The 26,621-nt window shown below is 53.5% G+C and carries 21 protein-coding genes; 5 read left to right on the forward strand and 16 right to left on the reverse strand.

Annotated elements, in window-relative coordinates; translation table 11 throughout:
• Nucleotides 1-57: 57 nt before the first annotated feature.
• From LPB67_RS13105 to LPB67_RS13125, 5 genes are all read right to left on the reverse strand, one after another.
• Nucleotides 58-1,341 carry a dihydroorotase gene (locus tag LPB67_RS13105; RefSeq protein ID WP_262837705.1) on the reverse strand — a complete coding sequence of 428 codons (1,284 nt, stop codon included), beginning with the start codon at nucleotides 1,339-1,341 and terminating at the stop codon, nucleotides 58-60.
• Nucleotides 1,342-1,410: 69 nt separating this feature from the next.
• Nucleotides 1,411-2,370, reverse strand: coding sequence for an aspartate carbamoyltransferase catalytic subunit (locus tag LPB67_RS13110; protein WP_262837706.1), 960 nt, complete (start codon nucleotides 2,368-2,370; stop codon nucleotides 1,411-1,413).
• Nucleotides 2,363-2,875, reverse strand: coding sequence for a bifunctional pyr operon transcriptional regulator/uracil phosphoribosyltransferase PyrR (gene pyrR / locus LPB67_RS13115; RefSeq protein ID WP_262837707.1), 513 nt, complete (start codon nucleotides 2,873-2,875; stop codon nucleotides 2,363-2,365). Before pyrR ends, LPB67_RS13110 begins: the two co-directional genes overlap by 8 nt.
• Entirely contained in the window at nucleotides 2,872-3,276 is a 405-nt protein-coding gene (gene ruvX, locus LPB67_RS13120) for a Holliday junction resolvase RuvX (protein ID WP_262837708.1), read from the reverse strand. Before ruvX ends, pyrR begins: the two co-directional genes overlap by 4 nt.
• The gene (locus LPB67_RS13125) at nucleotides 3,276-3,962 is read right to left on the reverse strand and encodes a YqgE/AlgH family protein (protein WP_262837709.1); all 687 of its coding nucleotides are present in this window, start codon (nucleotides 3,960-3,962) and stop codon (nucleotides 3,276-3,278) included. The genes ruvX and LPB67_RS13125 overlap by 1 nt, the downstream gene beginning before the upstream one ends.
• A 171-nt stretch (nucleotides 3,963-4,133) precedes the next feature.
• Between LPB67_RS13125 and LPB67_RS13130 the strand changes: the two genes are divergently transcribed.
• Nucleotides 4,134-5,633, forward strand: coding sequence for a cryptochrome/photolyase family protein (locus tag LPB67_RS13130; RefSeq protein ID WP_262837710.1), 1,500 nt, complete (start codon nucleotides 4,134-4,136; stop codon nucleotides 5,631-5,633).
• Nucleotides 5,634-5,697: 64 nt separating this feature from the next.
• Here the strand turns inward: LPB67_RS13130 and LPB67_RS13135 are convergent, their stop codons facing one another.
• The 6 genes from LPB67_RS13135 to LPB67_RS13160 form a co-directional block, all read right to left on the reverse strand.
• Nucleotides 5,698-12,075 carry an Hpt domain-containing protein gene (locus LPB67_RS13135; protein ID WP_262837711.1) on the reverse strand — a complete coding sequence of 2,126 codons (6,378 nt, stop codon included), beginning with the start codon at nucleotides 12,073-12,075 and terminating at the stop codon, nucleotides 5,698-5,700.
• Nucleotides 12,076-12,168: 93 nt separating this feature from the next.
• Entirely contained in the window at nucleotides 12,169-14,505 is a 2,337-nt protein-coding gene (locus tag LPB67_RS13140) for a methyl-accepting chemotaxis protein (protein ID WP_262837712.1), read from the reverse strand.
• A gap of 60 nt (nucleotides 14,506-14,565) precedes the next feature.
• Nucleotides 14,566-15,156, reverse strand: coding sequence for a chemotaxis protein CheW (locus LPB67_RS13145; RefSeq protein WP_262837713.1), 591 nt, complete (start codon nucleotides 15,154-15,156; stop codon nucleotides 14,566-14,568).
• Nucleotides 15,157-15,198: 42 nt separating this feature from the next.
• Entirely contained in the window at nucleotides 15,199-15,564 is a 366-nt protein-coding gene (locus LPB67_RS13150; protein WP_262837714.1) for a response regulator transcription factor, read from the reverse strand.
• 28 nt (nucleotides 15,565-15,592) lie between these two features.
• Nucleotides 15,593-15,994, reverse strand: coding sequence for a PleD family two-component system response regulator (locus LPB67_RS13155; RefSeq protein ID WP_262837715.1), 402 nt, complete (start codon nucleotides 15,992-15,994; stop codon nucleotides 15,593-15,595).
• A 148-nt stretch (nucleotides 15,995-16,142) separates the two neighbouring features.
• Nucleotides 16,143-16,295, reverse strand: coding sequence for a rubredoxin (locus tag LPB67_RS13160; RefSeq protein ID WP_262837817.1), 153 nt, complete (start codon nucleotides 16,293-16,295; stop codon nucleotides 16,143-16,145).
• 201 nt (nucleotides 16,296-16,496) lie between these two features.
• On the opposite strand from LPB67_RS13160, the gene LPB67_RS13165 reads away from it, so the two are divergent.
• The 4 genes from LPB67_RS13165 to LPB67_RS13180 all read left to right on the forward strand — a co-directional run bounded on the left by LPB67_RS13165 (nucleotide 16,497) and on the right by LPB67_RS13180 (nucleotide 21,387).
• The gene (locus tag LPB67_RS13165; protein WP_262837717.1) at nucleotides 16,497-17,327 is read left to right on the forward strand and encodes a hydroxymethylpyrimidine/phosphomethylpyrimidine kinase; all 831 of its coding nucleotides are present in this window, start codon (nucleotides 16,497-16,499) and stop codon (nucleotides 17,325-17,327) included.
• 70 nt (nucleotides 17,328-17,397) lie between these two features.
• Nucleotides 17,398-18,681: a glutamate-1-semialdehyde 2,1-aminomutase gene (gene hemL / locus LPB67_RS13170; protein WP_262837818.1), complete on the forward strand. Its 1,284-nt coding sequence runs from the start codon at nucleotides 17,398-17,400 to the stop codon at nucleotides 18,679-18,681.
• Nucleotides 18,682-18,780: 99 nt separating this feature from the next.
• Complete coding sequence (locus tag LPB67_RS13175) at nucleotides 18,781-19,467, forward strand: transglutaminase-like cysteine peptidase (protein ID WP_262837718.1); 687 nt, start codon at nucleotides 18,781-18,783, stop codon at nucleotides 19,465-19,467.
• A gap of 12 nt (nucleotides 19,468-19,479) precedes the next feature.
• Nucleotides 19,480-21,387 (forward strand): LapD/MoxY N-terminal periplasmic domain-containing protein, encoded by a 1,908-nt coding sequence (locus tag LPB67_RS13180; RefSeq protein ID WP_262837719.1) that lies wholly within the window; start codon nucleotides 19,480-19,482, stop codon nucleotides 21,385-21,387.
• A 48-nt stretch (nucleotides 21,388-21,435) separates the two neighbouring features.
• On the opposite strand, the gene LPB67_RS13185 is transcribed toward LPB67_RS13180, so the two are convergent.
• The 5 genes from LPB67_RS13185 to LPB67_RS13205 all read right to left on the reverse strand — a co-directional run bounded on the left by LPB67_RS13185 (nucleotide 21,436) and on the right by LPB67_RS13205 (nucleotide 26,525).
• Complete coding sequence (locus tag LPB67_RS13185; RefSeq protein ID WP_262837720.1) at nucleotides 21,436-21,864, reverse strand: hypothetical protein; 429 nt, start codon at nucleotides 21,862-21,864, stop codon at nucleotides 21,436-21,438.
• Nucleotides 21,861-22,547, reverse strand: a complete 687-nt coding sequence (gene mtgA / locus LPB67_RS13190; protein ID WP_262837721.1) for a monofunctional biosynthetic peptidoglycan transglycosylase — start codon at nucleotides 22,545-22,547, stop codon at nucleotides 21,861-21,863. The genes LPB67_RS13185 and mtgA overlap by 4 nt, the downstream gene beginning before the upstream one ends.
• Nucleotides 22,548-22,549: 2 nt before the next feature.
• Nucleotides 22,550-23,401 (reverse strand): shikimate dehydrogenase, encoded by an 852-nt coding sequence (gene aroE / locus LPB67_RS13195; RefSeq protein WP_262837819.1) that lies wholly within the window; start codon nucleotides 23,399-23,401, stop codon nucleotides 22,550-22,552.
• A gap of 17 nt (nucleotides 23,402-23,418) precedes the next feature.
• A complete protein-coding gene (locus LPB67_RS13200; RefSeq protein WP_410482736.1) occupies nucleotides 23,419-24,315 on the reverse strand; it encodes a TonB C-terminal domain-containing protein in 897 nt (298 codons plus the stop codon).
• 62 nt (nucleotides 24,316-24,377) lie between these two features.
• On the reverse strand, nucleotides 24,378-26,525 hold the full coding sequence (locus tag LPB67_RS13205; RefSeq protein ID WP_262837722.1) for a ribonuclease catalytic domain-containing protein: 2,148 nt from the start codon (nucleotides 26,523-26,525) through the stop codon (nucleotides 24,378-24,380).
• Between the last annotated feature and the right edge of the window lie 96 nt (nucleotides 26,526-26,621).

Raw genomic sequence — 26,621 nt, forward strand, 5'->3', positions numbered from 1 at the left:
GCAGCGTATTTTTGAGGTACTCGCAGCTTTTAAGAGACATTGACCGGGAAATCTCGGCTAAGAGAGATCAAATGCAATGTGACCGGAGACGATCGTCGCCTTCACCACTCCCGGCAATTCATAGCCGAGGAAAGGCGTGTGCTTGCCCTGGCTCGCCAATACTTTGGCATCGACAGTCCAGCGCGTGGCCGGATCGAACAGGCAGACATCGGCAACACTGCCGACACTCAGTTGACCGCAACTCAGGCCTGCGACTTTTGCCGCCGCATGCGTGATGGTGGAAATCACTTTAGACAGAGACACTGCGCCGCGACTTTCTTCCGCCCATTTCAAGGACAGCGACAGTAATAGTTCCAGTCCCGTCGCACCGGGCGACGCTTCGGCGAACGGCAACAGTTTTTCATCATCATCGACCGGCGTGTGATCCGAACAAATTGCATCGATGGTGCCGTCCACGAGGGCACGACGAATCGCATCGCGGTCACGCTGACTGCGCAAAGGCGGGGTCAGGCGCGCATTCGAATCGAAGTAGCCAATGTCGGCATCGGTCAGATGCACATGATGCGCCCCGACGTCGCAGGTCAGTAACAAGCCCTCTTGTTTCGCCTGCCTGACTAGTTCCAGACCGGCAGCCGATGAGATACGGCACAGATGCACTTTGGCACCGGTAGCCCGCATCAATTCAAACAGCGTATGCAGGGCAATCGTCTCCGACATCACCGGCACGCCAGCCAAACCTAAACGCGACGCCAGCGCTCCGCTATGCGCAACGCCGCCTTTGCCGATGAAGGCATCCTGCGGACGCAACCAGACGGTGTAGCCAAATGTGCTAGCGTATTGCAGGGCACGCTGCAATACATTGGTGTCGGCAATCGTGACTTCTGCCTGCGAGAAACCGATGCAACCGGCATCGGTCAGGGCGGCCATCTCGGTCAGCGCTTCGCCCTGCAAGCCGACGGTCAAGGCGCCTAGCGGATAGACGTGGGCTTTGTTCTGGATCTTGGCGCGCTGCTTGAGCATCTCGACCAGACCGGACTCATCCAGCACCGGATCGGTATCTGGCGGACAGACTAAACTGGTGACACCGCCGCGCATGGCGGCTTGCAACTCGGATTCCAGCGTGGCCTTGTACTCAAACCCCGGCTCGCGCAAACGGGCGCTCAGGTCGACCAGACCGGGAGCGACAACCAGACCGGTGGCATCGATGGTTTTATTCGCGACAAAATCGGCCGGCGCCTGGCCGATCGCGACGATCTTGCCGGCGGCGATGAATACATCCTGCACTGCATCGACTTGATTCGCAGGATCGACCAGGCGGCCGTTCTTGATATGTATTTTCATGCTTGTACTTTCGCTCGTTCTTCTCTTATTCTGGTGTTCGTTGTGCGCTTTTTCTGGCCGCAGAATGGCTTAATTGCCCGCCACGATGCTCATCACTGCCATCCGCACGGCGATGCCGAATGTCACCTGCGGCAAGATCACTGCCTGCGGCCCATCGGCCACGGCGGAATCGATCTCGACACCGCGATTCATCGGTCCCGGATGCATGACGATGGCATCGGGCTTGGCCAGCGCCAGACGTTCTGGCGTCAGCCCATAGCTCTTAAAGTATTCCTGCGCCGATGGCAGCAAAGCGCCGCTCATACGCTCATTCTGCAAGCGCAGCATGATGATGACGTCAACGCCTTTGAGGCCTTCGTTCATATTATTAAAGACGCGCACGCCCATTTGCTCCAGACCGCCGGGCAACAAGGTACGCGGCCCGATCACCCGCACCTCCGGCACGCCGAGCGTGGTCAAAGCGTGAATGTCAGAGCGTGCCACCCTGCTATGCAAGACGTCGCCGACAATCGCCACGGTCAGATTGGTGAACTCCTTTTTGTAATGGCGGATCGTGTACATATCCAGCAAACCCTGAGTCGGATGCGCATGGCGGCCGTCACCGGCATTCACTACGTGCACATGATTTTGCCGGGTGTCGTTCAGGTGCTTGGCAATCAGGAACGGCGCACCCGAGGTCGCGTGACGCACCACAAACATATCGGCATGCATCGCCGCCAGATTGTCGATGGTGTCCAGCAGGGATTCGCCTTTGCTGGTGCTCGATGCCGCAATGTTCAGATTGATCACGTCAGCCGACAAGCGTTTCGAGGCAATCTCGAACGTGGTGCGGGTGCGCGTCGAGTTTTCAAAAAACAGGTTGAACACGCTTTTGCCGCGCATCAGCGGGACTTTTTTAACATCGCGGTCACTCACGCTGACGAACGAAGAAGCGGTGTCCAGAATGTGATTGACGATGGATTTTGGCAAGCCATCGATGGTCAGCAAATGCTGGAGTTCGCCGTTTTTATTGAGCTGGGGATTATGCATGATCTATCGAGAAGCTAAGTTGACCACCGTCTGCGCGTTGCAGATTGACGGAACAGTTTTTTTCAAATTCGGCAGTGTGAGCGACGAAATCAGCGGCGATCGGCAACTCGCGCCCGCCTCTGTCCAGCAGGGCGGCCAGCATGATCTTGGCCGGGCGACCGTAGTCAAATAATTCGTTGATTGCCGCCCGCGTGGTGCGCCCGGTGTACAGCACATCATCGACCAGGATGATGTTGGCGCCATCCACGTCGAATGGAATCTGGCTGGGTTTGACTTCGGCATGCAAGCCCTTGGCCGCATAGTCATCGCGGTAAAACGAGACGTCGATAAAACCGGGCTTGCCGTTCAGTCCAAGGTCTTGCACCAGGCGCTCTGCCAGCCAGGCGCCGCCGGAATAAATACCGACAATGGCCAGGTGATCATCGGTGGCAACGCGGGCTTTAATTTGTGCCAGCAATTGCTGGTACAGCGTTTCTGCATCGGGTAGTTGCGTAGAAGAGGTCATGGGTTTTGGTCGAAATATTGTTGCAGAATGAGGGCCGCCGCCTGGGCATCGATATGTTCGCCGCGTCTGGCATTCAGCACCGCAGACGAGTAGCGCTCGTCGACCAAGAGGGTCGGTACCGCAAAGCGGCCATGCAGCTGGTTGGCAAACCGGGTGCAGCGCACCGTCATCTCATGCCCGGCACCGTCCGGATGCATCGGCAAACCCACCACGCAGAGCGCTGGCTGCCAGTCTTTGATCAGGTGCGTGATTTCAGTAAACTTGGCGTCATTAGTTGCGGCATTGATGATTTTTAAAGCCTGGGCCTGCCGCAGCAGGGTATTGCCGACGGCGACTCCAATACGCTTTAATCCGAAATCAAATGCCAGGATGGTGCCAGATACATTGGCCGCAACATTCATCAGGCGTGCCCCGCGTCGGCCGCGAGCATCGTCGGATCGATACCTAATAATTTGATCGCTGCGGTAAAGCGATCTTCAATCGGCAAATCGAACATAATCCTGGCATCGGCGGCGACCGTGAGCCAGCCATTCGCGCCTATTTCCTGCTCAAGTTGACCCGCACTCCAGCCTGCATAGCCGATACTTACCAGGACCTGCGCCGGGCCGTCACCCAGAGCAACGGCTTCCAAAACGTCGCGCGACGTAGTGAAAGCGATCTGATCGGTGACTTTCAGCGAAGACGAAAACTTGCCTGCCGGTGCATGCAAGACGAAACCACGATCATCCTGCACCGGGCCGCCAAACATGACAGGCTGCTGGCGCATGGGGTGAGAATCGGGAATAATTTCAAGTTGTAAATCGATGCGATCAAATAGCCCGGCCAGCGTCATATCAGTCGGCCTGTTAATGACTAGCCCCATGGCGCCGCGTTGATTATGCTCGCAGAGATAAATCACGGTTCCGCCAAAAATCGGATCATGCATCGCCGGCATTGCAATCAGGAAATGATTGGTCAGATTTAAGGTGGTATCGGAAGATGTGTCAGATCCGGCAGTGTCAGCAGCGCCCTCGACAGGAGCATCTGGCTCTTGTGGTGCGGATTCTGCCAACGACTCAGAGTGAGGGGTTTTAATTTGCTTCGCCATGCCATCATTTTAGCATTTTTAACCTGTTTTTTCGATGCCTGCTACCCCGGGTATCAACCCAAATTTTTGCTGCTTTTGTGCATCTTTTTCCTATTTTTTAGACTATCTGCATCTGTGCCGAGGCAAACTCATCACGACTCATAACAACCCATCATCAACAATGACGAAACCATGACTACCGCCCCTCCCCTGTTCGACCGCTCTCTGGTATGGTTCCGGAGAGATTTGCGTTGCTTTGATCATGCCGCCTTATATGCGGCGCTCAAACATAGTCAGTCGGTGTACTGTGTCTTTGTGTTTGATAAAAGCCTATTGCAGGACTTAGCGCCTCACGACAGGCGAGTCTGGTTCATCCATGCAAGTATTCGGGAATTAGCGCGTGAACTGACGAAGTTGGGCGGCCAGTTGATCGTGCGTTACGGTATTGCCGAAGATGAAATCCCGGCATTGGCAGTAGAATTAAAAGTCTCAGCCGTGTTCGCCAATCACGATTACGAACCGCAGGCGATCAGGCGTGACGCCAATGTGCAGAATCGGCTGGCCAGTTTCGGCTGCGCTCTGCATACGCGCAAAGATCAGGTCATTTTCGAAAAAGACGAAGTCTTGTCGCTGGCAGGAACCCCTTTCTCGGTATTCACCCCGTATAAAAATGCCTGGCTGAAGAAATTTTATGCGGACGGTAGCGACTTTTTCAGCAAGCCCTATCCGGTTGATACTTATGCAAATCGTTTTGCATCGGATCTGCCGGACGCACTGCGTTCCATACCCAGCCTGAAGGATATGGGTTTTAGCGATGCGCCCACGTCGCAGATGAACCTGCCGACGGGGATGTCAGGCGGCGCAATATTGCTGGAAGATTTTTTGCAACGGATACAGCGCTATGACCATGCTAGAGATTTTCCATCGGTCAAAGGGCCGTCGTATTTATCCGTGCATCTGCGCTTTGGCACCGTATCGGTGCGGCATTTAGTACGCGAAGCCATGGCCTGTATGCGTACCGCAGCAGATCAGGCCGGGGCACAAGTCTGGCTGGCTGAATTGATCTGGCGCGATTTTTATTTCCAGATTCTGCACCATCATCCGCACGTCGCAGAACGCTCGTTCAAGCCCGCTTATGATGCGATTCAATGGGAACAAGGTGCTCATGCTGAGCGCTTATTTGCTGCGTGGTGCGAAGCGCGTACCGGCTACCCTCTGGTGGATGCGGCAATGATGCAATTGAACCAGACCGGCTATATGCATAACCGCCTGCGCATGGTGGCAGCATGTTTTCTGATTAAAGATCTCGGCATCGATTGGCGCTGGGGTGAACGCTATTTTGCCCGGCATTTGAATGACTTCGATTTATCCGCCAACAATGGCGGCTGGCAATGGGCATCGTCTTCCGGCTGTGATGCGCAGCCGTATTTCAGGATTTTCAATCCCATCACACAGTCTGAGAAATTTGATGCGGAAGGCAAATTCATCCGGCACTATTTGCCGCAGCTCGGCAAACTGACGAATAAACAAATTCACGCGCCATGGCAGCATCACTCTGATGTATTGCGATCGGCCGGGCTCACATTAGGCAAAGACTATCCTCTACCCATCGTCGAACATGAGCAGGCGCGCACAGCGACCTTGGCGCGCTACGCAGTGGTGAAAAAAGCCGGCGAAAAAAATGCACCTTGAGCAAGGTGCATTTTTAAATTTACATCTGATGGATGATCTCTAGAAGACATCCGTTACGGTTTATTTATACGACAACCGCTTCTTTACCCACAAAACGCATAATCGCCCCGAGCAAATCATCTTCCCGATATGGCTTACCGAAGTATTCATTCACACCCAGTTCTTGCGCATAGTTGCGATGCTTGTCCGCTGTACGCGAAGTGATCATGATGATAGGGATATGGCTGGTGCGTGCATCACTGCGGACATTGCGGGTCAGGTCGAAGCCGTCCATACGCGGCATTTCAATGTCGACCAGCATGACGTCCGGCGTCACCGACTGCAATTGTTCCAGCGCATCGATGCCGTCTTTTGCCAAGACAACCTGATAACCCTCGCGCGTCAGCAAACGCTGGGTTACACGACGTACCGTCAGCGAATCATCGACTACCATAATCGTATGCTGGGTACGCAAGCCCTGAACCGGTGCGACCTGGGCATTCGCAGTACCAGCGCTGAGGTTCGCCACCGCCCCCATTTCCGGATGATCCTGCGTCGCTTGCTGGGTAGGATGACGCGCATGCTCATGTTCCATCCTGTGCGCCAAAGGTACCGGATTCAGAATCAGCACAATTTCACCTGAGCCCAGCACCGTTGCACCGGCAATACCGATCATACGCGCCAATTGCGGACCGATATTTTTAACCACGACCTCGCGGTTACCGACGATATCATCGACGTGAATGGCAACACGTTCGGTACCACTCTTCATGATCAGGATTGGCGAATACTGCTGCGCGATCGGCGCCACATCATGCTCACCCAGCATCGATGACAAGTAGTGCATCGCAACCCGATTGCCTTGCCACACGATCGCACCATCGTTATATGCCGTCGCCAGCATGGCGGATTTCAATTGCTGTACTTGCTCTACCAAAACGGAAGGCACCGCAAAGGTTTTGCCGCCGGATTTTAAGATCACGACTTGAGTCACGGCCAGTGTCAAGGGCAAATGAATCGTGAAATGCGCGCCTTTGCCTTCGGTAGAACTGACAGCAACACGACCGCCCAGGGAGGCGGCTTCTGAACGCACGACGTCCATCCCAACGCCACGACCTGCGAGTTCGGTTACTTCACTGGCAGTAGAGAAGCCTGGTTCAAAAATCATGTTGACAACATCCAGGTCACTGGCATTTTCATCGTAGCCAATCAAGCCGACTGTTTTGGCTTTTTCACGAATACGGGACAAGTTCAAGCCCTGTCCGTCATCACTGAAATGGATCACAACTTCATTACCTTCTTGCCGGATCTCGACTAATAATTCGCCGATTTCTTCTTTGCCGCTGGCACGACGGGCATCCCGGGACTCGATGCCATGCACAATTGCATTACGCAATAAATGCTCAAATGGTCCGATCATTTTTTCCAAAACGCTACGGTCAATCTCCACCGAGGTACCGCGAATATCCAGGTTGACGCGCTTATCCACTTCTTTGGAAGTTTGACGGGTTACCCGATATAAACGTTCGGCGATACTGGCAAATGGGATCATACGGACACGCATCAGATCCTGTTGCAATTCACGCGTCAAACGCGCCTGTATATGCAAATCGTTCGATGCGCCGTCAATCGTGCGTGTCAAGTTGGTTTGTACCGTAGCCACGTCGCTGACGCTTTCGGCCATCATACGAGTCAGCTCTTGCAAACGGGTAAATCGGTCGAATTCCAAAGGATCGAATTCACGATCGCCGGACATCGCCATACGCGAGGTGATTTGCGTCTCTGCCTGGATTTCTACTTCACGCAACTGATCGCGCAAACGGTTGACGTTTTCAGTCAATTCCGTCAATGAGGTACGCAAGGTGCCGACTTCGTTTTCCAGCTTGGAGCGTGAGATCGAAACTTCACCGGCCTGATTGACGAGGCGGTCGAGAATATCGGCGCGAACCCGCACCAGAGGCACAGGAGCTGCCGGCGTTGCAGCTGCGGGAGTAGTGGCACGGCCAGGCACGAAATTACTAAGCGCATTAGATGTCTGCAGCGGTATCACAGGTGCTAGGTTGATTAATTCTTTAGCTGCAGAACCGGTTTCAGCCGGGTTCGCAGCCGCTGCATCCTGGTTCAATACTTCCTGGAATTGATCTAATTCCTGCGCCGGCGTCAGCGCTTCCGCAGCGCTTGGCGCCGCCACCTGAGCCTGTGGATTTTGCAGGCGATCAAACAATTGCATGCTGTAATCATGACGCATGACCAGATCATCCATCAATGGCTGACGTGCTGCGCCGCCACCGGCGTGCATCAGATTCTCTACACGCGTTTCCATATCATGGGTATGTTGGCCCAACTCCATCGCCCCTGCCATGCGCGCGCTACCCTTGATGGTATGCATCAGGCGCAAGATGGATTGAGGGATCGCGGTCTCTTCAGGTTGCTGTTGCCAGGAACGCAGCAATTGCCCGACCATAGGCAATAAATCATGGCCTTCTTCGATAAACACCGGCAACAGATCGAGATCGAGATCATCCTTGATGCGCAAGTCAGGATCGGATGTCAGCGGAACGGCTTCATATAAAGCGTTTGCCGCGACCTCCTGATGTGGCGGCTCTGCCGGGGCCGTCACAGGCTCGGCGACGGCTTCAGCCAGCGGGGGCACGACCAGCGGCGGCGCCAGGTCTACGCTGACCAATGATGCAGGTTCCGGCTCAACCAGTGTACCTGAGGCTGGACTTGTCGATGCCGCGGGATGCTCAAGCAAATCGGCGGCAATCGCCTGTTGCGTTTCCAGATCCAGCAAATGATCTTCTGGCTTGTTTAAGCTGGTGTCTGAAGGTGAAACCAGAGTCAACTCTGGCGCGGCGGCATCGTCGGCAACACTTAACCCGGATAAATCATTGATATCCAGTTTTTCATTGGTAGAGGTAATGAATTCATCATCTGCACCGACATCAGAACGCGCTATGACGGCCAGCAATAATCTATCAAGCTGGCGGACTTCGGTCGAGGCATGCTCCGCAAGCTCGGATAAAGCAAATTTTTTCAACATCTGCTTGACCGTTTCAACAGCGTGATCAAGCGTATCAAACTCCGTCTTATCCAGTGCGACCGGGTGACGCTCCAGTCTCTGAAGTACCATTTCCAGACTGTGGGCCAACTCCTGAACCGACTTCAGGCCGACCGTAGCGGAGCTGCCAGCCAGAGAATGTGCGGCGTGTACCGCATGTTTTGACACATTGCGATGCGGCTCATGACGCCACTCGGCAAAATCTTGTGACAAGAAGCGGACAATTTCATCCGTTTCTGCCATGTAGATCGTATGCAAAGGCAAACTGATTTCTATATCGCCGATACGTTTTACGTTGTCATCTTGCGATTCTGCCGGCTTGGACAAGTCGGGAAATTCAAGAATCTGCGCAGTCACAGCTTCGGCGACGATGGTTTCTGTTACCGGTTCAGGAGCGGGAGTCGCTTCATGCGCCAAAGGCAGTTGCGTAACTAAGTCTAAATCGGCACCCAAATCAACGATATGTTCCAGCTCTTGATGTGCATCGGCCAACGGCTCTATTGGCAGCGCATCTGGAAGATCCAGACGCTCTGCAATCGGATGCGGTTCCGGAGCTGATGCTGGCTCCGCCAAAGCGGCAGGAGCGGCGCCTTCTGCGCTGCCGGCCGGATTCAGCAACGCTGATTCGGTGATCGCAATCTCGGCGATATCCTCTACATGCTCAAGCTCGTCGGCTTCATTTTCATCGAATGCGGCAACCGCTTCAATCACGGCTTCCGGCTCTTCTGCGGATAGAATATCGATCGCGGCAGCGGGTGCAATATCTGCAATAGAAAGAGGTTCATCTTGAGCAGTTTCAAGTACCCGATGATCCGCTTCCACTATGACAGCCGGGATAACCGAAGCGACTGTCTCGGCCGGTGCAGCTACTGCTGCTTCGACATAGTGGAAATCTTGACCGGCTTTAATGCGTTCTGCCGCAGCGATCAGCGCCAGTCCGTTACGGCTGGAGAATCCGGTATGTTTTAATTCTTCGACCCAGGCAAACAGGTCGTCGGCAGCCCGATCCAGCAAGGCATACAAATGTTCGCTGCCTTCACGCGACTCGGACAGCCACATGTTCATGACCTGTTCAATGCTCCATGCGGCTTCACCGAAGATGGTCAGGCCAACCATGCGTCCACTGCCTTTTAAGGTATGGAATGAGCGGCGCAGACTCGTGAGATGTTCTTGATTGCCTGGATCGCGTCTGGATGCCGGTACCGTTTCTCTGACAAAACCAAGAACCTCATCCGCTTCCATCAGAAATATCTCTAATAATTCTGCATCGATTGCTTCGTCATTGGCAGGCAACTCCGGGACATAGCTTGGCGCAGGCTCGCTGACCACAGGCGTCGTCGCCGCTACGATGTTGTTGAGCGCATCTTGCGAAATGGTGGCGTCTGCCTTGCCCAGCAAATCAATTGCTGCGCGGGCACGGGTACTCGCATCGGCATCATCCAGAAGGGTTGCTACCGAGCGTTCCGATTCCAGAGAATCTTTTAACTGGGCTTGCAGCGCCTGATTTTCCGGCTCTTCCATCAATGAGGCGACCAGTTTTGAGGATTGCTGCTGCTGGTTGGCCAGCTCTTGTTCAGCGGTCACCACCGATTCTGCCGATGGTGCCGGCACCGAGTTTCCGGCAGATTCATTCAGCGAAGACGGCAGCAATTCTTTTTCCGCACTCTTCTCAAGCAGTCTTGAGCGTAATAATCCGGCCTTCGCGTCAAAACTGAATTTTTTCTTCGCCGTATCCGGTTGCGATTGCAAAATCTCGATGAAGAAAGTCAGGGCGCCGATATTTTGCGCCACATTTTGATGAGCGCTTTCAGCATGCTCGGTACCTGCAACTTCTGAGAATTGCGCAATGATTTTGCGTGCATGCTCAACAGCAAGCATCGCATCGTCCTGATCCAAAATGGCCAATGCACCGCCAATCTGATGCAAAATCGGATCAACTGGCGACAACACATCGACACTGGCCGGATCACGGAAATATTCATCCAGGTTTTTTTCGACCTGGCGCAAACTGGACTGCATTTCTGCGACCAGTACCGACATGGTTTGCCTTTGCTGCGCTTCACGGGAAATTTCTCCCATCCATGCGGCCTGGGTAGCAGGCTCGTCGCCAGAAACCAGGGACAACAGACGCGCAGTGACTTCGTCAGCACGCTCAGCGAAGTGATCAGGTAAACGCGTTATATGATCAAGTGCGTTTTCTACAAACAACAAACTGGTGGCCAGTTCTATGCCTATCTTACTTTTTTCAGTGGTATGCGCTGCGTGACGTGCGATGCCGCTCAACTCCCGCAGCAACTTCGACAAAGGAGGTGAATTCAGGTTCGAGCCATTCTCCGCCAGGTCCTTCATTTTTTGCGCAAAACGATCTGCAATACTGGCATCGCCATTGGCAATCCGGCCCCACAGATTTTTCAAGCTCGCGACTTGTTCTTTGGCTGTCGCCAGAACATTGGCAGCAATCTTGCCGTAATTCTTTTGATCGTAATCGACTGGAACTTGATTATCGAGTTGATACGCGCGACGGATTTGCGCAACAAAGGCTGAAGGATGATCGACTTGAGCAATAAAAAATAATGCGTCCCGCAACAGTCGCTCTGGAATACTGGAAACGCCATCCACCAAACGACGAATCTGCAGATTGATGCGGCCGAAAATTTGCTTTACATATTGTTTGTTCTCGATCGCTCCCTGCGCAACCGCTTCGGCAAATCCACGCATCACCAGCCAGAATGCTTTGGCTTGCGGGGTTACCTGGGCATGTTCGATCTCGCCAATCAAGTCGTGCATCGCCTGCACCGCACCCAGTTGTTGCGCATTGTCCTTGCTGGTCAAGACGGTCAGCAAGAGTTTTTCAAAACGTTGCCTCAAGCCGGTGTAATTCACTGCCGCCACATTGTGCGCAATCGTCAATTCAGGAATTTGCTCCTGCACCGACAGAGAGGGAAAGAATAAGTCGGCAGGATGAATGCGTTCCGCCCCTTTCAACTCAAGCAAGGCACGGTAGTAAGGGAATAAACGGACCGGCTGATGCGCGCTGCCAGACAACAGATCTTCGAGGTAACGCAAAATAGCGTGAAAAGCGTCATTGATGACATCGATATGCACCGGACTCATTTCAAGCTGGCCTGATTGCAGGCGCTCGATTAAATCTTCGATGGTTTCTGTGACGATAGACACGCCATCGATATCCACAATCTGTAAGGCGCCATGCGCCTGATGCAGATAACTTTTGGCATGCAATAGCATCGTGGATTTGCTGTCGTCGTCCTGCGCAACAGCATCCGACAATAATTTTCCAGCACTGGTAATTGCTTCGCGAACTTCACCCATGACCCAAGACAATGGGCCGATATCAAACTGCTCCTGGGGAGTTTCTTGCGAAATTGAAAAATCAGACGTCATGCGTACCCCGCAAACTCAAAGGGCGATAAACCTTCGCTTATCGCCATGCATTTATGATATGGCTGCACATAAGGCACAGCCAATAGCTGAAAATTAAGCAGCAACCCGGAAACGAGATACGGAGTTTCTAAGTTCTTCAGCCAACATCGACAATTCACTAATGGAATGCGCAGTTTGTTGTGTACCGGTCTGAGTCTGCTCAGTAATCGTCAAAATATGCTGGATGTTCTGAGCAACGCCGTTCGCAGAAGTAGCCTGCTGTTCGGTAGCCAGGGAGATACCTTGAATCAGTTCCGCCAAACGATTGGAAACGCTACGGATTTCAGACAACGCCGTACCCGCAGCATCGGAAAGCTTGGCTCCCTCAACCACACCCTGCGTGGATTTTTCCATCGCGGCAACCGCGTCATGGGTATCGGTCTGAATCGTACGAACCAGCGCACCGATCTGCTTGGTCGCTTCAGCTGAACGCTCCGCCAGTCGCTGAACCTCTTCCGCAACCACAGAGAAGCCGCGTCCTGCCTCACCCGCTGACGCCGCCTGAATCGCCGCATTCAGCGCCAACACGTTGGTCTGTTCGGTAATGTCGGAAATCAGTTCCGTGATCTCGCCAATCTCTTGCGAAGATTCACCGAGTCGTTTAATACGTTTGGAGGTTTCCTGGATCTGTTCGCGAATCTCGTTCATACCCTTGATCGCATTTTCCACCGCATGAGAACCTTGCTCTGCCGCTGCAACCGACTGGCGCGCAACCTCGGCCGATTCATTCGCAGAACGCGATACGTCGGTAATATCCTGTGCCATGGTCACAACGATCTGACCGGCGTCAGAGATTTCGCGCGATTGCTGTTGCGACGCTTCCAGCAAATCGTTCGAAATACTTTGCGCCTGATTCGATGCAGAAGTAACCTGCGCTGCGGTTGAAGTTACGCGACCGACCAGACCGCGCAATTCTTCCACCGTGTAGTTAACCGAGTCGGCGATCGCGCCGGTGATGTCTTCGGACACCGTCGCCTGAATCGTCAAGTCACCATCCGCCACTTCCTGCAATTCATTCATCAGCCGCAAAATCGCAGCCTGATTCTGATCGTTTGCCGCTTTCGCTTCCTCTTCCTGCTTTTGCGCTTGTAACATCTGGGCATCGGCCTCGATACGACGTTCATTCGCTTCTTTAGCGCGGTTACGGCTATCTTGCAACAGAACCAGAGCGATACCTGCCGCGGAAACCAGCGCCAGAACAGCGCTCAACAACATCAGCCAGAACGAGATGCTGATCGTATCTTGCTGCGCGGTATAAGTTTTTTGGAGCTTGGTAATTTTTTGCTTCAGATCTTCGTTTTCATTAAATACCAATTGCTCGGACTGTTTCGCTGCAATAAAGTTTTGCAGGTTGCCGAGAATGCTGGAAACGGAAGTCTGGTATTCAGCAAACGCTTTTTGCAATTCGAGTAATTTTTCACGGGTTGCCGCATCTTTAGTCGGCGTCAGACGCAATACATCGCTACCGTTCAGGAAGCCGTCAACCAGATCACGGAAGGTGTTGGTATCTTTGCCCAGCAAGAACGCGGTTTCAGGATTGACACCCTCGGAAGTCAGGAATTCATTTGCGCTACGTGCCAGGCGTTGCGTCAACATGACCAACTGGCCAGATGCCGAAATTTCGCGGGAATTACCGCCGCCCTGTACTTTTAAGGTGGAAATTTGTTCCGTGAGTTCCAGCAAGCCACCGGACAAGCCATTCAGTTTCTGTAGCGTCTGACCGAAACCAGTCAATTCTTTACGTAACTTCAAAATCGTCTCAGCGGCTTTGTCGGAGTTATTCCAGGCTTTTTTGGTGTCGGCCAATACGGGTTCAACCGAAGAGTCCGGTTTTTTCAGTTCACGGCCCTGGTAAGAAAGCCCGTTCAGCAGCACGTTCAGATCGCTGTTGATCTCACGACGACTTTCGTCCAGCTGTTTAAACGCTGCCGGATTACCCTGAATCGCATTCGGCGCCGCTTTACCGATACGCTGCGAGTGCATCAGCACCTCACCCGCGATCTGCGCCTGAGTGGAAATCAAGGTCGATTGCGCGGAGTTCAGATACACGAACAAAGCAACCGCCAACAGCGAGCCCACCATCAGGATCAGCAATACGCGGATTTGTCTCTGCAAAGGCAAATGACCGATCAAAGGGAGACGTATATCGCCGCCTTTTTCCAGTGCATCACCGATGAAAGTCGCGTCAGCACGCGGCACATGCGTACGCTCTGCGGCTACCTGTACGGATTCTGCTTTCTGCGCGCTGCCGGCATCTTCCGGGAGCATCTTCACATTACTCGCCTCTTCAATCGAATCGGCAGCATTATTGAACTCCCGGACGCTTGATTCTGCTAAGTCAAGCTCTTGGTCTTGTTTTTTCTTGGACAAGGACGGTAGTTTAAATGCCATTACTAGGTCTCCTAAACGATTGAGAAGCTGTCAGCCAATCTAATGAAGATGGCTGACGAATTACAAACCAATATGTAAAAAATCCTGATCTTGCACCAGCGCAGCCAAACTCAGTTGCGTCCAGATGTTTGCATCACGATCACGATATTTTTTGACGATCCAGGGTTTCTGACCGGGCCGGATGCCCCCGTCCGAACTCTCTTGTTCTTCCATTTCTGCCGCGTTCCTCAAACCCAACACCTGGCTGACCAGCAAGCCGCTGTTAAACGCCAGGCTCGGTGCGAATGCGACCACACGGCAGCTATGATCCAGATTGGTCACATCGCGCCCTTCAAAGCGCGCGAGATCGACTACGCTGGTCAAGTTTCCCCGGATGTTGGATACGCCGACATACCAGTCTTTGGTCAGGGGGACTTTAGTCATCGATCCGGCAGACACGATTTCGCCCGATTCCTGCAAATCCAGCAAATACCTTACCTGCCCAATCATCACGCCCAATTGACTGGCGCTAACACGCGCACCACTTTGAGCAGCCTGCATACGCTCGACCAACTGCGCCTGAAATTCCCGCAAGCGGGTACGACGCAAACCGGCATCTGGCCTGGTTCTGTCCAGGCTTGTCGCTGGTTTATCGCGAGAAGTTTGGTCCATAATGGTCCGGAAAAGTTATCGAATGTGATCGAATAAAAAGCTTTAGCCGAGTGCGGCTATCTTTGCCAATAATTCTTGCGGGTCAATTGGCTTGACAAGGTAATCACGCGCACCTTGACGCAATCCCCAAATTCGGTCCGTTTCCTGATTCTTACTGGTGCAGATAATCACGGGCACATCCTGCGTTTCAGGATCGCGGGCAATTGCGCGCGTGATCTGGAAACCATTCTGGCCCGGCATGACCACGTCCATCAAAATCAATTGCGGCTTATCTGCCTTGATTTTTGTCAGCGCTTCTTCGCCATTTTCAGCGGTCGACACTGAAAAACCATTTTTAACCAGAATATCCGTTAAAAAGTAACGCTCGGTCGGGGAGTCATCCACTACCAAAATTTTCTGTATAGCCATTTTTTACCTCAACATTAATACGTTTAAATCATTTGGATGGCGTGCCGGATGTGTAATTACGCACTGTTTTGAGCAAACTGTCTTTTGTAAATGGCTTGGTCAGGTATTCATCTGACCCTACCATTGCGCCACGCGCGCGATCAAACAGACCATCTTTTGAAGACAACATGATGACCGGCGTATCACGAAATTTGGCACTTTTTTTGATCAGTGCACAAGTCTGATAGCCATCTAATCTTGGCATCAAAATATCGCAAAAAATCAAGTCGGGGTGAGAGTCGTTGATTTTAGCCAAAGCATCAAATCCATCTTCCGCTAAAACCACTTTATACCCCACCTGCCCTAAAAAAATCTCTGCTGAGCGACGAATCGTACTGCTGTCGTCGATCACCATAATTTTCAAGCTTTCATTGCCTGTCAATGTTGACATAAGATTATTCTCTAAGAAACCGGGGTTAAAAATCATTTCACACTGTAACAAAAAATGCCACACTTGCGACGTTTTTTTCCCCGAACAAACATTCGAGTACAACACGCAACACCAAACCACTTTAAAAATTATTTTTTAAGCAACCAAATCAAAAAGCAACCATCTCAAAATCTTCTTTGCGAGCGCCACATTCGGGACAAGTCCAATTCATCGGCACATCTTCCCAGCGGGTGCCTGGAGCAATCCCCTCGTCCGGCAAACCTTGTTGTTCATCATAGACCCAACCACAAATCAGGCACATCCATGTCTTAAATTCTGCAGTTGCTGATTCTTTATCACTCACGACCAAAACCCTTCAATCAAGTAAAATACCGAGATTGTCGCAAAACATTTCCGCAAGTCCTGTCCAAGCACTTTTAGCACCGGTCGCGCCGCAACTTGAAACACCATCGGAATATTGAGCAATAACCTCTACAAAGTCGACTATATTAATCTACCCAACGTGCAAAACCAAATTTCTCCACTTATTTTGACCTTTGGCGCTTCGGATCCGGTTGCCGCAATCGGCGTGCAGGCTGATCTTGCCTCGTTCGCCGCGATGGGCTGCCACGGCCTCCCTGTGATTACGGCCATTCTGGTCGGCGACACTTCGCAAATAGACGATATCTATCCCATGGAAACCGACCTGGTCATCGATCAGGCCAGAACCATCCTGGAAGACATGCCCATTGTCACCTTCAAGGTCGGACAAATCGCGAGTGTGGAAAATGTGACCGCAATCGCAGAAATCGTCTCGGACTATCCCGACATGCCCTTGATACTGGATCCGTTTAATTCCGGCATGCCGGAAGTCCCGGAAGCCGAAGACCTGTTGCTGGCGATCCGGGAATTACTCATCCCGCAAGCGACTTTGCTGCTGATTTCAGCGGTTGAATTATCCAGGCTGGCGGAAACCTGGCGCGAACCGGGAGCGCCAAGCAGCGCCAACAGCGACGACGACATGCTGGCCGATGTGATGGCCTTAATTGAATCCGGCTGCGAATATGTATTTGTGACGGGCACGCCGACCAGCACTACCGAAGTCGCCAATATTTTATTCAATGACGCCGGCGTAGTACGCAATGATCACTGGCCACGGGTAAGTGGCTTACATGCCGGTGGAGGCACTACTTTATCTGCCAGCATCGCCGCCCTGCTGGCGAATGGCCTGGAAATCCCGGAAGCAGTGCTGGAAGCACAGGAATTCACCGTCGCTGCCATCGGCCACGCACAACGTCTGGGCATGGGCAAACTGATACCCGATCGCTATTTCTGGGCGAAAGAGCCGGAATAAATAATGACGCCCAATTTGATTGCCAAATAATTTTGGCCAACAATCTATATCCACCTGATCCTGCATGACCATGACCAATAAAAACGACAGCTTGTTTTCCCGCGCGCAAAAAACCACGCCCGGCGGTGTTAACTCTCCCGTGCGCGCATTCCGCTCCGTAGGCGGCACGCCGCGTTTTATCACACGAGCTGAAGGCCCGTATTTCTGGGATGCCGAAGGCCAGCGTTATATCGACTACATAGGCTCCTGGGGCCCAGCAATCGTCGGACATGCGCATCCGGCCGTGGTCAAGGCGGTGCAGGAAGCCGCCGCACGCGGCCTGAGCTTCGGCGCACCGACCGAAGCTGAAATCCTGATGGCAGAAGAAATCTGCCGCCTGGTTCCGTCGATCGAACAGGTGCGCCTGGTATCCAGCGGAACCGAAGCCACCATGAGCGCATTGCGCCTGGCACGCGGCGCAACCAAACGCGACAAGATTATTAAGTTTGAAGGCTGCTATCACGGTCACGCCGACTCGCTGCTGGTGAAAGCCGGCAGCGGCTTGCTGACCTTTGGCAATCCGACTTCGGCAGGTGTGCCGGAGGATTTCACCAAGCATACGCTGGTGCTCGACTATAACGACCCGCAGCAATTGGAAGACGCCTTCAAAGCCTACGGTACAGAGATCGCCTGCGTGATCGTCGAGCCGGTTGCCGGCAACATGAATCTGATCAAAGCCACGCCAGAGTTCCTGCAAACCATGCGCCGCCTATGTACTGACTACGGCAGCGTCCTGATTTTTGACGAAGTGATGTGCGGCTTCCGCGTTGGTCTCGGCGGTGCGCAAGCGCTGTACGGTATTCAGGCCGATATCACGGCGCTGGGCAAGGTGATAGGCGGCGGTCTGCCGGTCGCTGCATTCGGTGGCCGCGCCGACCTGATGCAGCATATGGCACCGCTGGGCGGCGTCTACCAGGCAGGCACCTTATCGGGTAATCCGGTCGCTGTGGCTGCCGGCCTGAGCACACTGAAACTGGTGCAGGAGCCCGGTTTCTATCAGCACTTATCTGCACAGACTACCAAGTTGGTGGAAGGATTAAGCGCCGCAGCCAAAGCCGCGAATATCTCCTTTTGCGCTGACTCACAAGGCGGCATGTTTGGACTGTATTTTGCGCAAGAAATTCCAGGCAGTTATGCCAGCGTGATGGCCAGCGACAAGGAGAAATTCAATCGCTTCTTTCACCTGATGCTGGATGCCGGCGTGTATCTGGCGCCATCGGCATTTGAGGCGGGATTCGTCTCTGCACAACATGACGATGCGGTAATCGCAGCCACCATAGAAGCCGCCAAACAGGCTTTTGCGCAATTGCATTGATGCTAGAGTAGGTGCGGGTTGCACTAAATTAAGCTTCTTAGGATTGGTGCAGCGTTCCTTTGTTTTGCATCTTGATGATGATACTTACGGACACTTCATTTGTCATCGCGCTTTCGTCAATTGCACATGCTGGCTAAGCTGACATTTTTTGTGTCGGCTTTGTGCATGCTATTGACTGTCGGCGCGTTCGACTTCCCGCGCTTACAAGCCAGCATCCGCGCGCTCGGCGGCAGTCAGCAAGCACTCAACGATTGGCAAAAACTGGTGCAAGCCAATAGCCATGCATCGATCGCCAGCCAGCTCAAGAACGTCAACGATTTCTTCAATCAAAAAATAGCTTACGCCGAAGACCAGGAAGTCTGGGGCGTCCCCGATTATTGGGCGACGCCGATGGAAACGCTCGCCAAAGGCAAAGGCGATTGCGAAGATTTCGTGATCGCCAAATACTTTACTTTGCGCAGCATGAATGTCGCCGATAATCAGTTGCGTCTCATCTATGTCAAAGCGCGCATAGAAAATGCCGATGGCGCTGGCGGCAGCCTCCAGCAAGCACATATGATTCTGGCATATTACCCCTCGCTCGAGGGCGAACCGCTGGTATTGGATAATTTAAATACCGAGATACATCCAGCATCCCAGCGCAAAGATTTAACACCAATATTCAGTTTCAATAGCCAAGGGATTTTCTCCGGCGCTGCCGCCAATGCCACGCTGGGTGCCGGCGGCACCAGCCGGCTCTCAAGGTGGCAGGATTTATTGGAACGTGCACGACGCGAAGGTTTTTAAAGGAAACGCATTATGTCTATGTATCGTCAACTCTGGCTTGCCATTATCCTAAGCACCCTGCTCGCGTCGATGGGCAGTCTGCTGGCATCGACACTCAGTTCACGAGCGTATTTAAACGAACAATTAAGATTGAAAAACGCTGACAATGCCAGCGTTCTTGCGTTATCCCTCAGTCAAAAAAACGCCGACCCGGTAGCGCTTGAATTGATGGTCGCCGCGTTATTCGACCGGGGACATTATGAAAGCATCAGCATCGCGAATCCCGTTGGTAAAAAAATGGTCGAACGTACGGCTGCGGCAGAAAGAAGCCCGGTGCCCCAATGGTTTATTCAGCTATTCCCGCTCAGCTCTCTCCCCGGTCAGGCCCAGATCAGCGATGGCTGGAAGCAAGTCGGAACGATTTCTGTAGTCTCGCAAAGCGGTTTCGCGTATCAGGCGCTATGGGATTCGACCTGCCGCATGCTGGCAGCGATCGGTCTGGCGGGATTGATTGCCGGCTATCTCGGCACACGAGTGTTGCGCCGCCTGAAACAGCCTTTAGACAACGTCATAGCGCAGGCGCGCGCCTTGGCAGAACGCCGCTTTGTCACAACACCAGAGTCACTCGTTCCAGAGTTAAGACAACTGTCGATCGCCATGAATGCCTCGGTGAATTTATTAAAATCCATGTTTGCCGAAGAAGCCTCAAGGCTCGACAGCTTGCGACGCGAGGCCAATACCGATGCCATCACAGGCCTGGCAAACCGGTCGCATTTCATGGCGCAGCTGCAAGTCATGACAGAGCAGGAAAACGCAGCAGCCGGTTGTCTCGTGATGCTGCATCTGACCCATTTCGCGGAATTGAATCAGCAATGGGGGCGCGCAAAAACAGATGCCCTGCTCAAAGCGATCGGGCAAGTCTTGCATCAGCAGATAACGGCCTTGGAAGACGGTTTCGCGGCCCGCCTGAACGGTTCTGATTTTGCGATTTTATGCCGTCATCCTGACGCAGAACCGTTGGCGCACGCCTTGCTGGAATCGCTCAAAACCACGCTCGATCAGACGGGCGAACAGCCGTGCCGGGTCTGCATAGGCTACAGTGAATTTGAGTACGGCATGACGGCAGGTAATCTCTTGTCTCAAGTCGACACAGCCATTGCCAGCGTAGAAATGAGCGGTCACAGTGACATACGCCGCGCCGCGCCGCTGGGGATTGCGCAGGCACCAAAAAGCCAGGAGGAATGGGCCGGCCTGATACAGCAAGCGCTACAACAAAACAGGGTCAAGCTCGCCTTATTTCCGGTCGCTGATTTCAATCGCCACTTGCTGCATCAGGAGAGCGCATTGCGGCTGATGTTTGCAGATAACTGGTTCGCCGCAGCACGCTTTCTGCCGATCGCCGAACGCCTCGGTTTGTCGGCAAAACTCGATCTCAGCGCAGTCACGCTGGGCTTGACGACTCTGGGTCAGCAGCCAGAACTGCCTGGACTGGCGATCAACTTGTCAGGCTTATCCATACGCGACCCAGGCTTCAGGGAAGCGCTGCGCAAGCTCATGCAAGCCCACGCCGATTTATGTCATCGCCTATGGCTGGAAATTCCTGAGCACGGGGTGCTTGCACATCTCGATGCTTTCAAAATATTTGAACAGATGGTACGTCCGTCCGGCTGCAAGATAGGCTTGAAACATGCCGGCCATCAACTGAGTAAATTACATTTAATCGATGACGTGAAGTTGGATTACTTCAAGATTGACGGTGCTTTTGTGCGCAGCATTGATAGCAATGAGCGCAATCAGTTATTCATCAAAGGCCTTACCAGCATCATGGGCCGCATAGGTACGCAAGTGATTGCCGAGGGCGTTGTATCCCGGGAAGAATTAGAGACGCTGGCCAGACTGGGACTGGCAGGCGCAACCGGAGCAGGCGTGAGGACAAGCTGATGCCTGCCAGCCGTTTGCCTCAGTCGGTCAAGGCGAAGTATGCCGACATCAGCGAGTTTGCTTATTGATCAATTGCTCGCGTAAATCCGGCATGCCGTTCGCTTGACTTTCTGCGCTGGACGCGGGGACTTTGGGCGGTTCAAAGCCCTTGTTATCCATCAGCTTGATCGTGCGGGTTGTTGCATTCGTATCGAGACAATCGGTATTCGAAAAAACGACTTTCCCTTTGATGATACAACGACGTACCTCAGAATCTGCGGTAATCGTCTGTCCTGCCGGATTGCGCAAATTCGCCGCCTCTTTGATCCCGCTGGAAATGGCGTTGCCGGATTTGCTCCAGCGTGTCAACGCATCGTGAAAAGGTAATTCGCCATAGCGCATGAAATAAAAAAACGCCAAAGCCGCAGCCGTCAGCAACATCATCACGATCGCTGTCATGAGCAGACTGATGGCACCTGATTGACGCTGCAGAGTCATGGCAACTCCGCCCAATTCATACGTTTCAAAATCATTTCACTACGCCTTTGCAAATAAGCAGATCCTGTATTTTTATCGAAATATCGCGGCTTGGGCAACATCACCGCGAGCCGCGCTGCCTGCGCCGGACTCAGGGCCGCCGCGCTGATACCGTAATAATGCTGGGCCGCGGCCTCGGCGCCAAATACGCCGACACCCCACTCGACGACATTCAGATAAATTTCCAGAATCCGTTCTTTGTCCATGCACAGTTCCAGCATGTAGGTCACGATTAATTCTTGCGCTTTGCGTAGATAGCTACGCTGTCCTGACAGGAACAGATTTTTCGCTAACTGCTGGGTGATCGTGGAACCGCCGGAAACGACTTTGCCCTTCTTCTGGTTTTTTTCATAGGCCTTTTGCATGGCCTCCCAGTCGACTCCGTCATGATCGACAAAACTATCGTCCTCAGAAGCGATCACCGCACGCTTCAGATTGTTCGAGATTTTGCTATACGGCACCCATTTGTACTGAAGCCTGGCATCAGGATTTTTTTCTTGCAACACGCTGAGCTGTTGCCGCATGAAACTGGTTGAAGACGGATTGAATTGTACCCACCAGCAAATTTGCAAAAGGAAATACGCCTGCAACAGCACGAACAATAAAATCGGCAACAAGATCAGCCACGAGAAAAAACGCCTCATATTTAGCTCGCCGAGGTCGTCAGGGCGCTGCGCAATTCGGCCAGCACCGTCGCCGTTGCCGGCGCCACGCCGCGCCATAATTCAAAAGCGACAGCGGCCTGTTCGACCAGCATCCCAAGCCCGTCACGTACCTGCGCGCCGTGTGCCGCAGCAAAGCGCAAGAACGCCGTCGGCTGCGCACCGTACATCATGTCGTAGGCCAGGCTGGCGGTCGTAAAAACGGTGGACGGGACAGGCGGCACATCCTCATGCAGGCTGGCCGAAGTCGCATTAATCACCACGTCGAACGCACCATCCAGCGCGCTAAAAGAACTGGTTTTGACGCGCGCCACCATCGCTGCATTCTGTGCCTGCTGATGCGCCAGAGCCATCAACTCCTGCGCTTTCGCGACAGTGCGATTGGCAATCACGAGTTCCTTTGGCTCCTGTTCAAGCAAAGGCAGCAAAGCGCCGCGTGCTGCACCGCCCGCACCCAGCAGCAATACCCGCTTGCCTTTGATCGCCACACCGGCATTGCGCACGATATCGGCGATCAGTCCCTGGCCATCGGTGTTGTCGCCAAGAATCGTATCGCCATCAAATTTCAGCGTATTCACCGCACCGGCAGCCTGCGCACGCGGCGTCAATCGGGTGGCTAAGGCGAATGCGTCGAGTTTAAAAGGCACGGTGACATTCGCACCTTTTCCGCCAGCCTGGCGAAAAGACAGCACTGCCTCGGCAAAGCCATCCAAAGGCGCCAGCAAATGCCGGTAATCGATGTGCTGCGCGGTCTGAGCGGCAAAGCTGGCGTGGATCGCCGGCGACTTGCTATGCGCAACCGGATTGCCGATCACCACGTAACGATCGGGCGGCATGATGTCATTGAGTGCGTTCAATTCGGACCTCCGCGCAATTCTGTCTCTAGCTGCTGGTCGCGGGTAAATTTGAAGCGCGTGATGACCACCCAGAGATCGTCTTTGTCGTTCGAGCGCATATTCACTGGGAATTTCCCGAACGGTGCAGCGCGTCTTACGATGCGTAAGGCGGCGGCATCCAGGGAGCGGTTGCCGGAGGATTTTTCTACCCGCGGACCACCGTCTTTTTCATAGATGGTGCCGTCTTGAAAAATCGGGATATAGATAATCAATTCGCCGTAGAGCTTTTTGCCGTCTTTCTGCGGAAAATTCAGCGTACCGATATCTTCGATTTTTTTCTGCAAGGTTTTGTAATAGATGGCATAACCGACGGCCTGCGTACTCGGGGTGATAAAAGTCTTGCGCGGACGTTTATTCTGGTCTTCTATGGTTTGCGAAATTTCAGCCGCCATTCTTGCCAGCGCCTGATTGCTATCCGCATTATCGCGCCCGTTACTGCTTTGTTTACTATCGTCCGTTTTGTTGCTATCGCTGGCTTTGCTCGAGTTGAACGGGGTTTTTAGATTGACCTGATCCATCAAATTTTTTTGCCGCTCCTCCAATTCTTCGACCTTGCGCTTGGCGGTCATGATGCTGTCGCCATTCTCGGTCTTGCGCATATCCGGTAGCGGGGATTTAGCACGCCCGGCATCGCTGGCGCCGCCACCGTCAAGATCTGCCTGCGCTAAGGCTTCTGCCTTCAGCGGTTTTTTATCATGCTTGGCATTGACCAGGATAACCTCGAGGCCAGGATCGGCGGCAACTGCCTCGGCGGGCCTGGGGGCGACAAAATGCATCAGCAAGACCATCCCGTGGACTACCAGGGAGATCATGATGGCAGTGGACAGAATCAGATTATCAAAAATGGATTTCACAAATAGTTTCGTCGTTTTTTAATGGGGCTGCGGCACTCGGACTCAATCGCCTTCAGGTTCCGCTAATCTTCTGCTTTGGCGGGATTGATATGATGCTCGGCTTGCTGTGACACAGGTAGCGATTCGATATTGCCGTTTTCTTCTGCCATTGTAGCGCCGTTGGTTTCATCCGCATTCGCCAATGCGGCCTGACCGGCACTGCGATCGAGCGCCTCGCCGGCAAACTCATCGGCAACAGCGTCAATCACCTCGGCGATGACGCCGTCCGCCGCATCATCGTCGACATCGCCCAAGCCTTCATCGGTGACGCTGGCCAGCATTTCCAGGATGCGCGCTTCGACGCTCAGATCGACTTCATCCCAGCGCAGGATATCCAGTTTCACCTGTGCGCCACGCGCCATCTGCGGCATGCCGGGCAAACGGATAATCAGCGGGATATCGACCAGGCGCAGCACTTCATCCTTCAACACCACGGCGTCGACCTGACGTGCCTCTTCTTGCTGCAACCAGCGCAGGCACCAATATCTTTCCATGCTGGACTGGAAATCGCCGTACGCAGAATAGGCCGCATCGAAACCGGAGACGATGGCGAACAGGTCGGCATCTTTGGGTTTAAACGGCGCAACCAGCGGCGCCGTCACGCCACTCTGCACACAGGCGATGATTTGCCATTGATTGACCAGATCGGTATACCGGCGCAGCGGTGAAGTGCTCCAGGCATATTGATCGACGCCCAGACCCTGATGCGGCGCGGCGTGCGTGACCATGCGCACCTGCATCTTGGCAGCCCAGCCGCCGGAACCGCCGCCCTGCGCACGGTAGATGCCGGGGATGCCGTGATCGGCCATGAATTTACCCCAGGTGCTATTCGCGAAAATCATCAGCTCGGCAACCATCTTGTCGAGCGGCGCGCCGCGCTTGCGACGCACGATAGAGACGACATCGTCTTCGACGTAGAAATTGAAATCGACGCGATTGGTTTGTTCCGGCTTCAGGCCGAAACTTTCGCGCTTGGCCATACGCGCCTGTTCAAGCACCAGCGCCCATTGCCAGATTCTGGCGATCTCGGCTTTGTGCGGATACTCGCCAGCGCCATTCGCGAGATTGTCCTCGGTCACCAGCGCATCGAGGTTGTTGTGACGCAGATTCGATGCCATCGGTATCGCTTCGATCTTGGTCACCGTGTTGACGACAGACCAGTCCGTTGTATTCAGCGTCACATATAGAGACAAGGCCGGACGCGTCTGCCCTTCGCCGAGGGTGTAAGTTTCGACCAGAGCATCCGGCAGCATGGTGATCTTGTCGCCCGGCATATACACGGTGGACATGCGGGAACGCGCAATCGCATCGAGCGCATCGCCGCGCTGTATGCCGAGTGCCGGCGCAGCGATATGGATGCCGACCCGGATCTGATCGCCACCCAATTCGACCACGGAAAATGCATCGTCGATCTCGGTCGTGGTGACGTCATCAATCGAAAAAGCCTGCACATCGGCCACCGGTAAATCGTTGGGCAGAGCTGGAATAGGCGCAGCCGGAAAACCGACGCCTTTAGGAAAATTCTCAAACAAGAATTTAGAAAAATGCAGATCCTTGGCGCTCTTCAAGCCGCCGCACGCCAGCATCAAGCGGGCGGGCGAACTTTGCAAGGCGTCGCAAGCCTCTGCCATGGCTTTGTATTCGATACTGTTTTTATCCGGTTTGAATAGCAATTGCAGCGCCAGCGATTTAAACGCGTCGGGCAGGCGATGCTGTTTCAGTTCTTCGACGTACGCGGCCTGCACGATCAATTGCTGCTTCTTCTTTTCTATGCCGGCCAAGGCCGCTTTGAGCGACGCCTCCGGCGCTTTTTTATAGCGGCCGCGACCTTTTTTGTAGAAGTAAACCGGTGAGCTATGCAATGCCAGGATCAGGCCGGCCGCTTCCTCAGGGGTCGGCGCGTGACCAAAGTATTCGGCACCCAATTCGGCGAAACCGAATTCGTCTTCGCCCGCGACTTCCCACAAAAACGCCAGGTCCATCTCAGCCGCCAGCGCCTTGGCCTGGGCGATCAGGCTCGCCGGATCCGGCGAGCTGAATTGCAACAGCACGTCCTTGGCCTTGACCTTGCTGCGCTTGCCGCTCGCCAGTTCTACCTGATACGCCTCACCTGCCTGCGACAACACGCTACCTGCCTTGAAATCACCGGATTCTTCAAAAAATAAATTCATGCAATACTTCTTCGATGCGCCGGTCGCCCGGCTATTGTTTATCTAATATTTATTTAGCTTTAGAGGGAGTATCGTCAAATTTAAGCTCAATCCGCA

Source organism: Undibacterium sp. Jales W-56 (genome assembly GCF_025548535.1).
Classification (GTDB): domain Bacteria; phylum Pseudomonadota; class Gammaproteobacteria; order Burkholderiales; family Burkholderiaceae_D; genus Undibacterium.

What these genes read in the sequence shown, in the direction of transcription:
- aroE (WP_262837819.1), bottom strand. Translation starts at nt 23,401, where the DNA reads ATGCCGCCCGATCGTTACGTGGTGATCGGCAATCCGGTTGCGCATAGC.
- LPB67_RS13160 (WP_262837817.1), bottom strand. Translation starts at nt 16,295, where the DNA reads ATGTGCCTGATTTGTGGTTGGGTCTATGATGAACAACAAGGTTTGCCG.
- pyrR (WP_262837707.1), bottom strand. Translation starts at nt 2,875, where the DNA reads ATGACCTCTTCTACGCAACTACCCGATGCAGAAACGCTGTACCAGCAA.
- LPB67_RS13125 (WP_262837709.1), bottom strand. Translation starts at nt 3,962, where the DNA reads ATGGCGAAGCAAATTAAAACCCCTCACTCTGAGTCGTTGGCAGAATCC.
- LPB67_RS13145 (WP_262837713.1), bottom strand. Translation starts at nt 15,156, where the DNA reads ATGGACCAAACTTCTCGCGATAAACCAGCGACAAGCCTGGACAGAACC.
- LPB67_RS13135 (WP_262837711.1), bottom strand. Translation starts at nt 12,075, where the DNA reads ATGACGTCTGATTTTTCAATTTCGCAAGAAACTCCCCAGGAGCAGTTT.
- LPB67_RS13205 (WP_262837722.1), bottom strand. Translation starts at nt 26,525, where the DNA reads ATGAATTTATTTTTTGAAGAATCCGGTGATTTCAAGGCAGGTAGCGTG.
- LPB67_RS13110 (WP_262837706.1), bottom strand. Translation starts at nt 2,370, where the DNA reads ATGCATAATCCCCAGCTCAATAAAAACGGCGAACTCCAGCATTTGCTG.
- hemL (WP_262837818.1), top strand. Translation starts at nt 17,398, where the DNA reads ATGACCAATAAAAACGACAGCTTGTTTTCCCGCGCGCAAAAAACCACG.
- LPB67_RS13140 (WP_262837712.1), bottom strand. Translation starts at nt 14,505, where the DNA reads ATGGCATTTAAACTACCGTCCTTGTCCAAGAAAAAACAAGACCAAGAG.
- LPB67_RS13105 (WP_262837705.1), bottom strand. Translation starts at nt 1,341, where the DNA reads ATGAAAATACATATCAAGAACGGCCGCCTGGTCGATCCTGCGAATCAA.
- LPB67_RS13130 (WP_262837710.1), top strand. Translation starts at nt 4,134, where the DNA reads ATGACTACCGCCCCTCCCCTGTTCGACCGCTCTCTGGTATGGTTCCGG.
- LPB67_RS13150 (WP_262837714.1), bottom strand. Translation starts at nt 15,564, where the DNA reads ATGGCTATACAGAAAATTTTGGTAGTGGATGACTCCCCGACCGAGCGT.
- ruvX (WP_262837708.1), bottom strand. Translation starts at nt 3,276, where the DNA reads ATGAATGTTGCGGCCAATGTATCTGGCACCATCCTGGCATTTGATTTC.
- LPB67_RS13185 (WP_262837720.1), bottom strand. Translation starts at nt 21,864, where the DNA reads ATGACTCTGCAGCGTCAATCAGGTGCCATCAGTCTGCTCATGACAGCG.
- LPB67_RS13155 (WP_262837715.1), bottom strand. Translation starts at nt 15,994, where the DNA reads ATGTCAACATTGACAGGCAATGAAAGCTTGAAAATTATGGTGATCGAC.
- LPB67_RS13180 (WP_262837719.1), top strand. Translation starts at nt 19,480, where the DNA reads ATGTCTATGTATCGTCAACTCTGGCTTGCCATTATCCTAAGCACCCTG.
- mtgA (WP_262837721.1), bottom strand. Translation starts at nt 22,547, where the DNA reads ATGAGGCGTTTTTTCTCGTGGCTGATCTTGTTGCCGATTTTATTGTTC.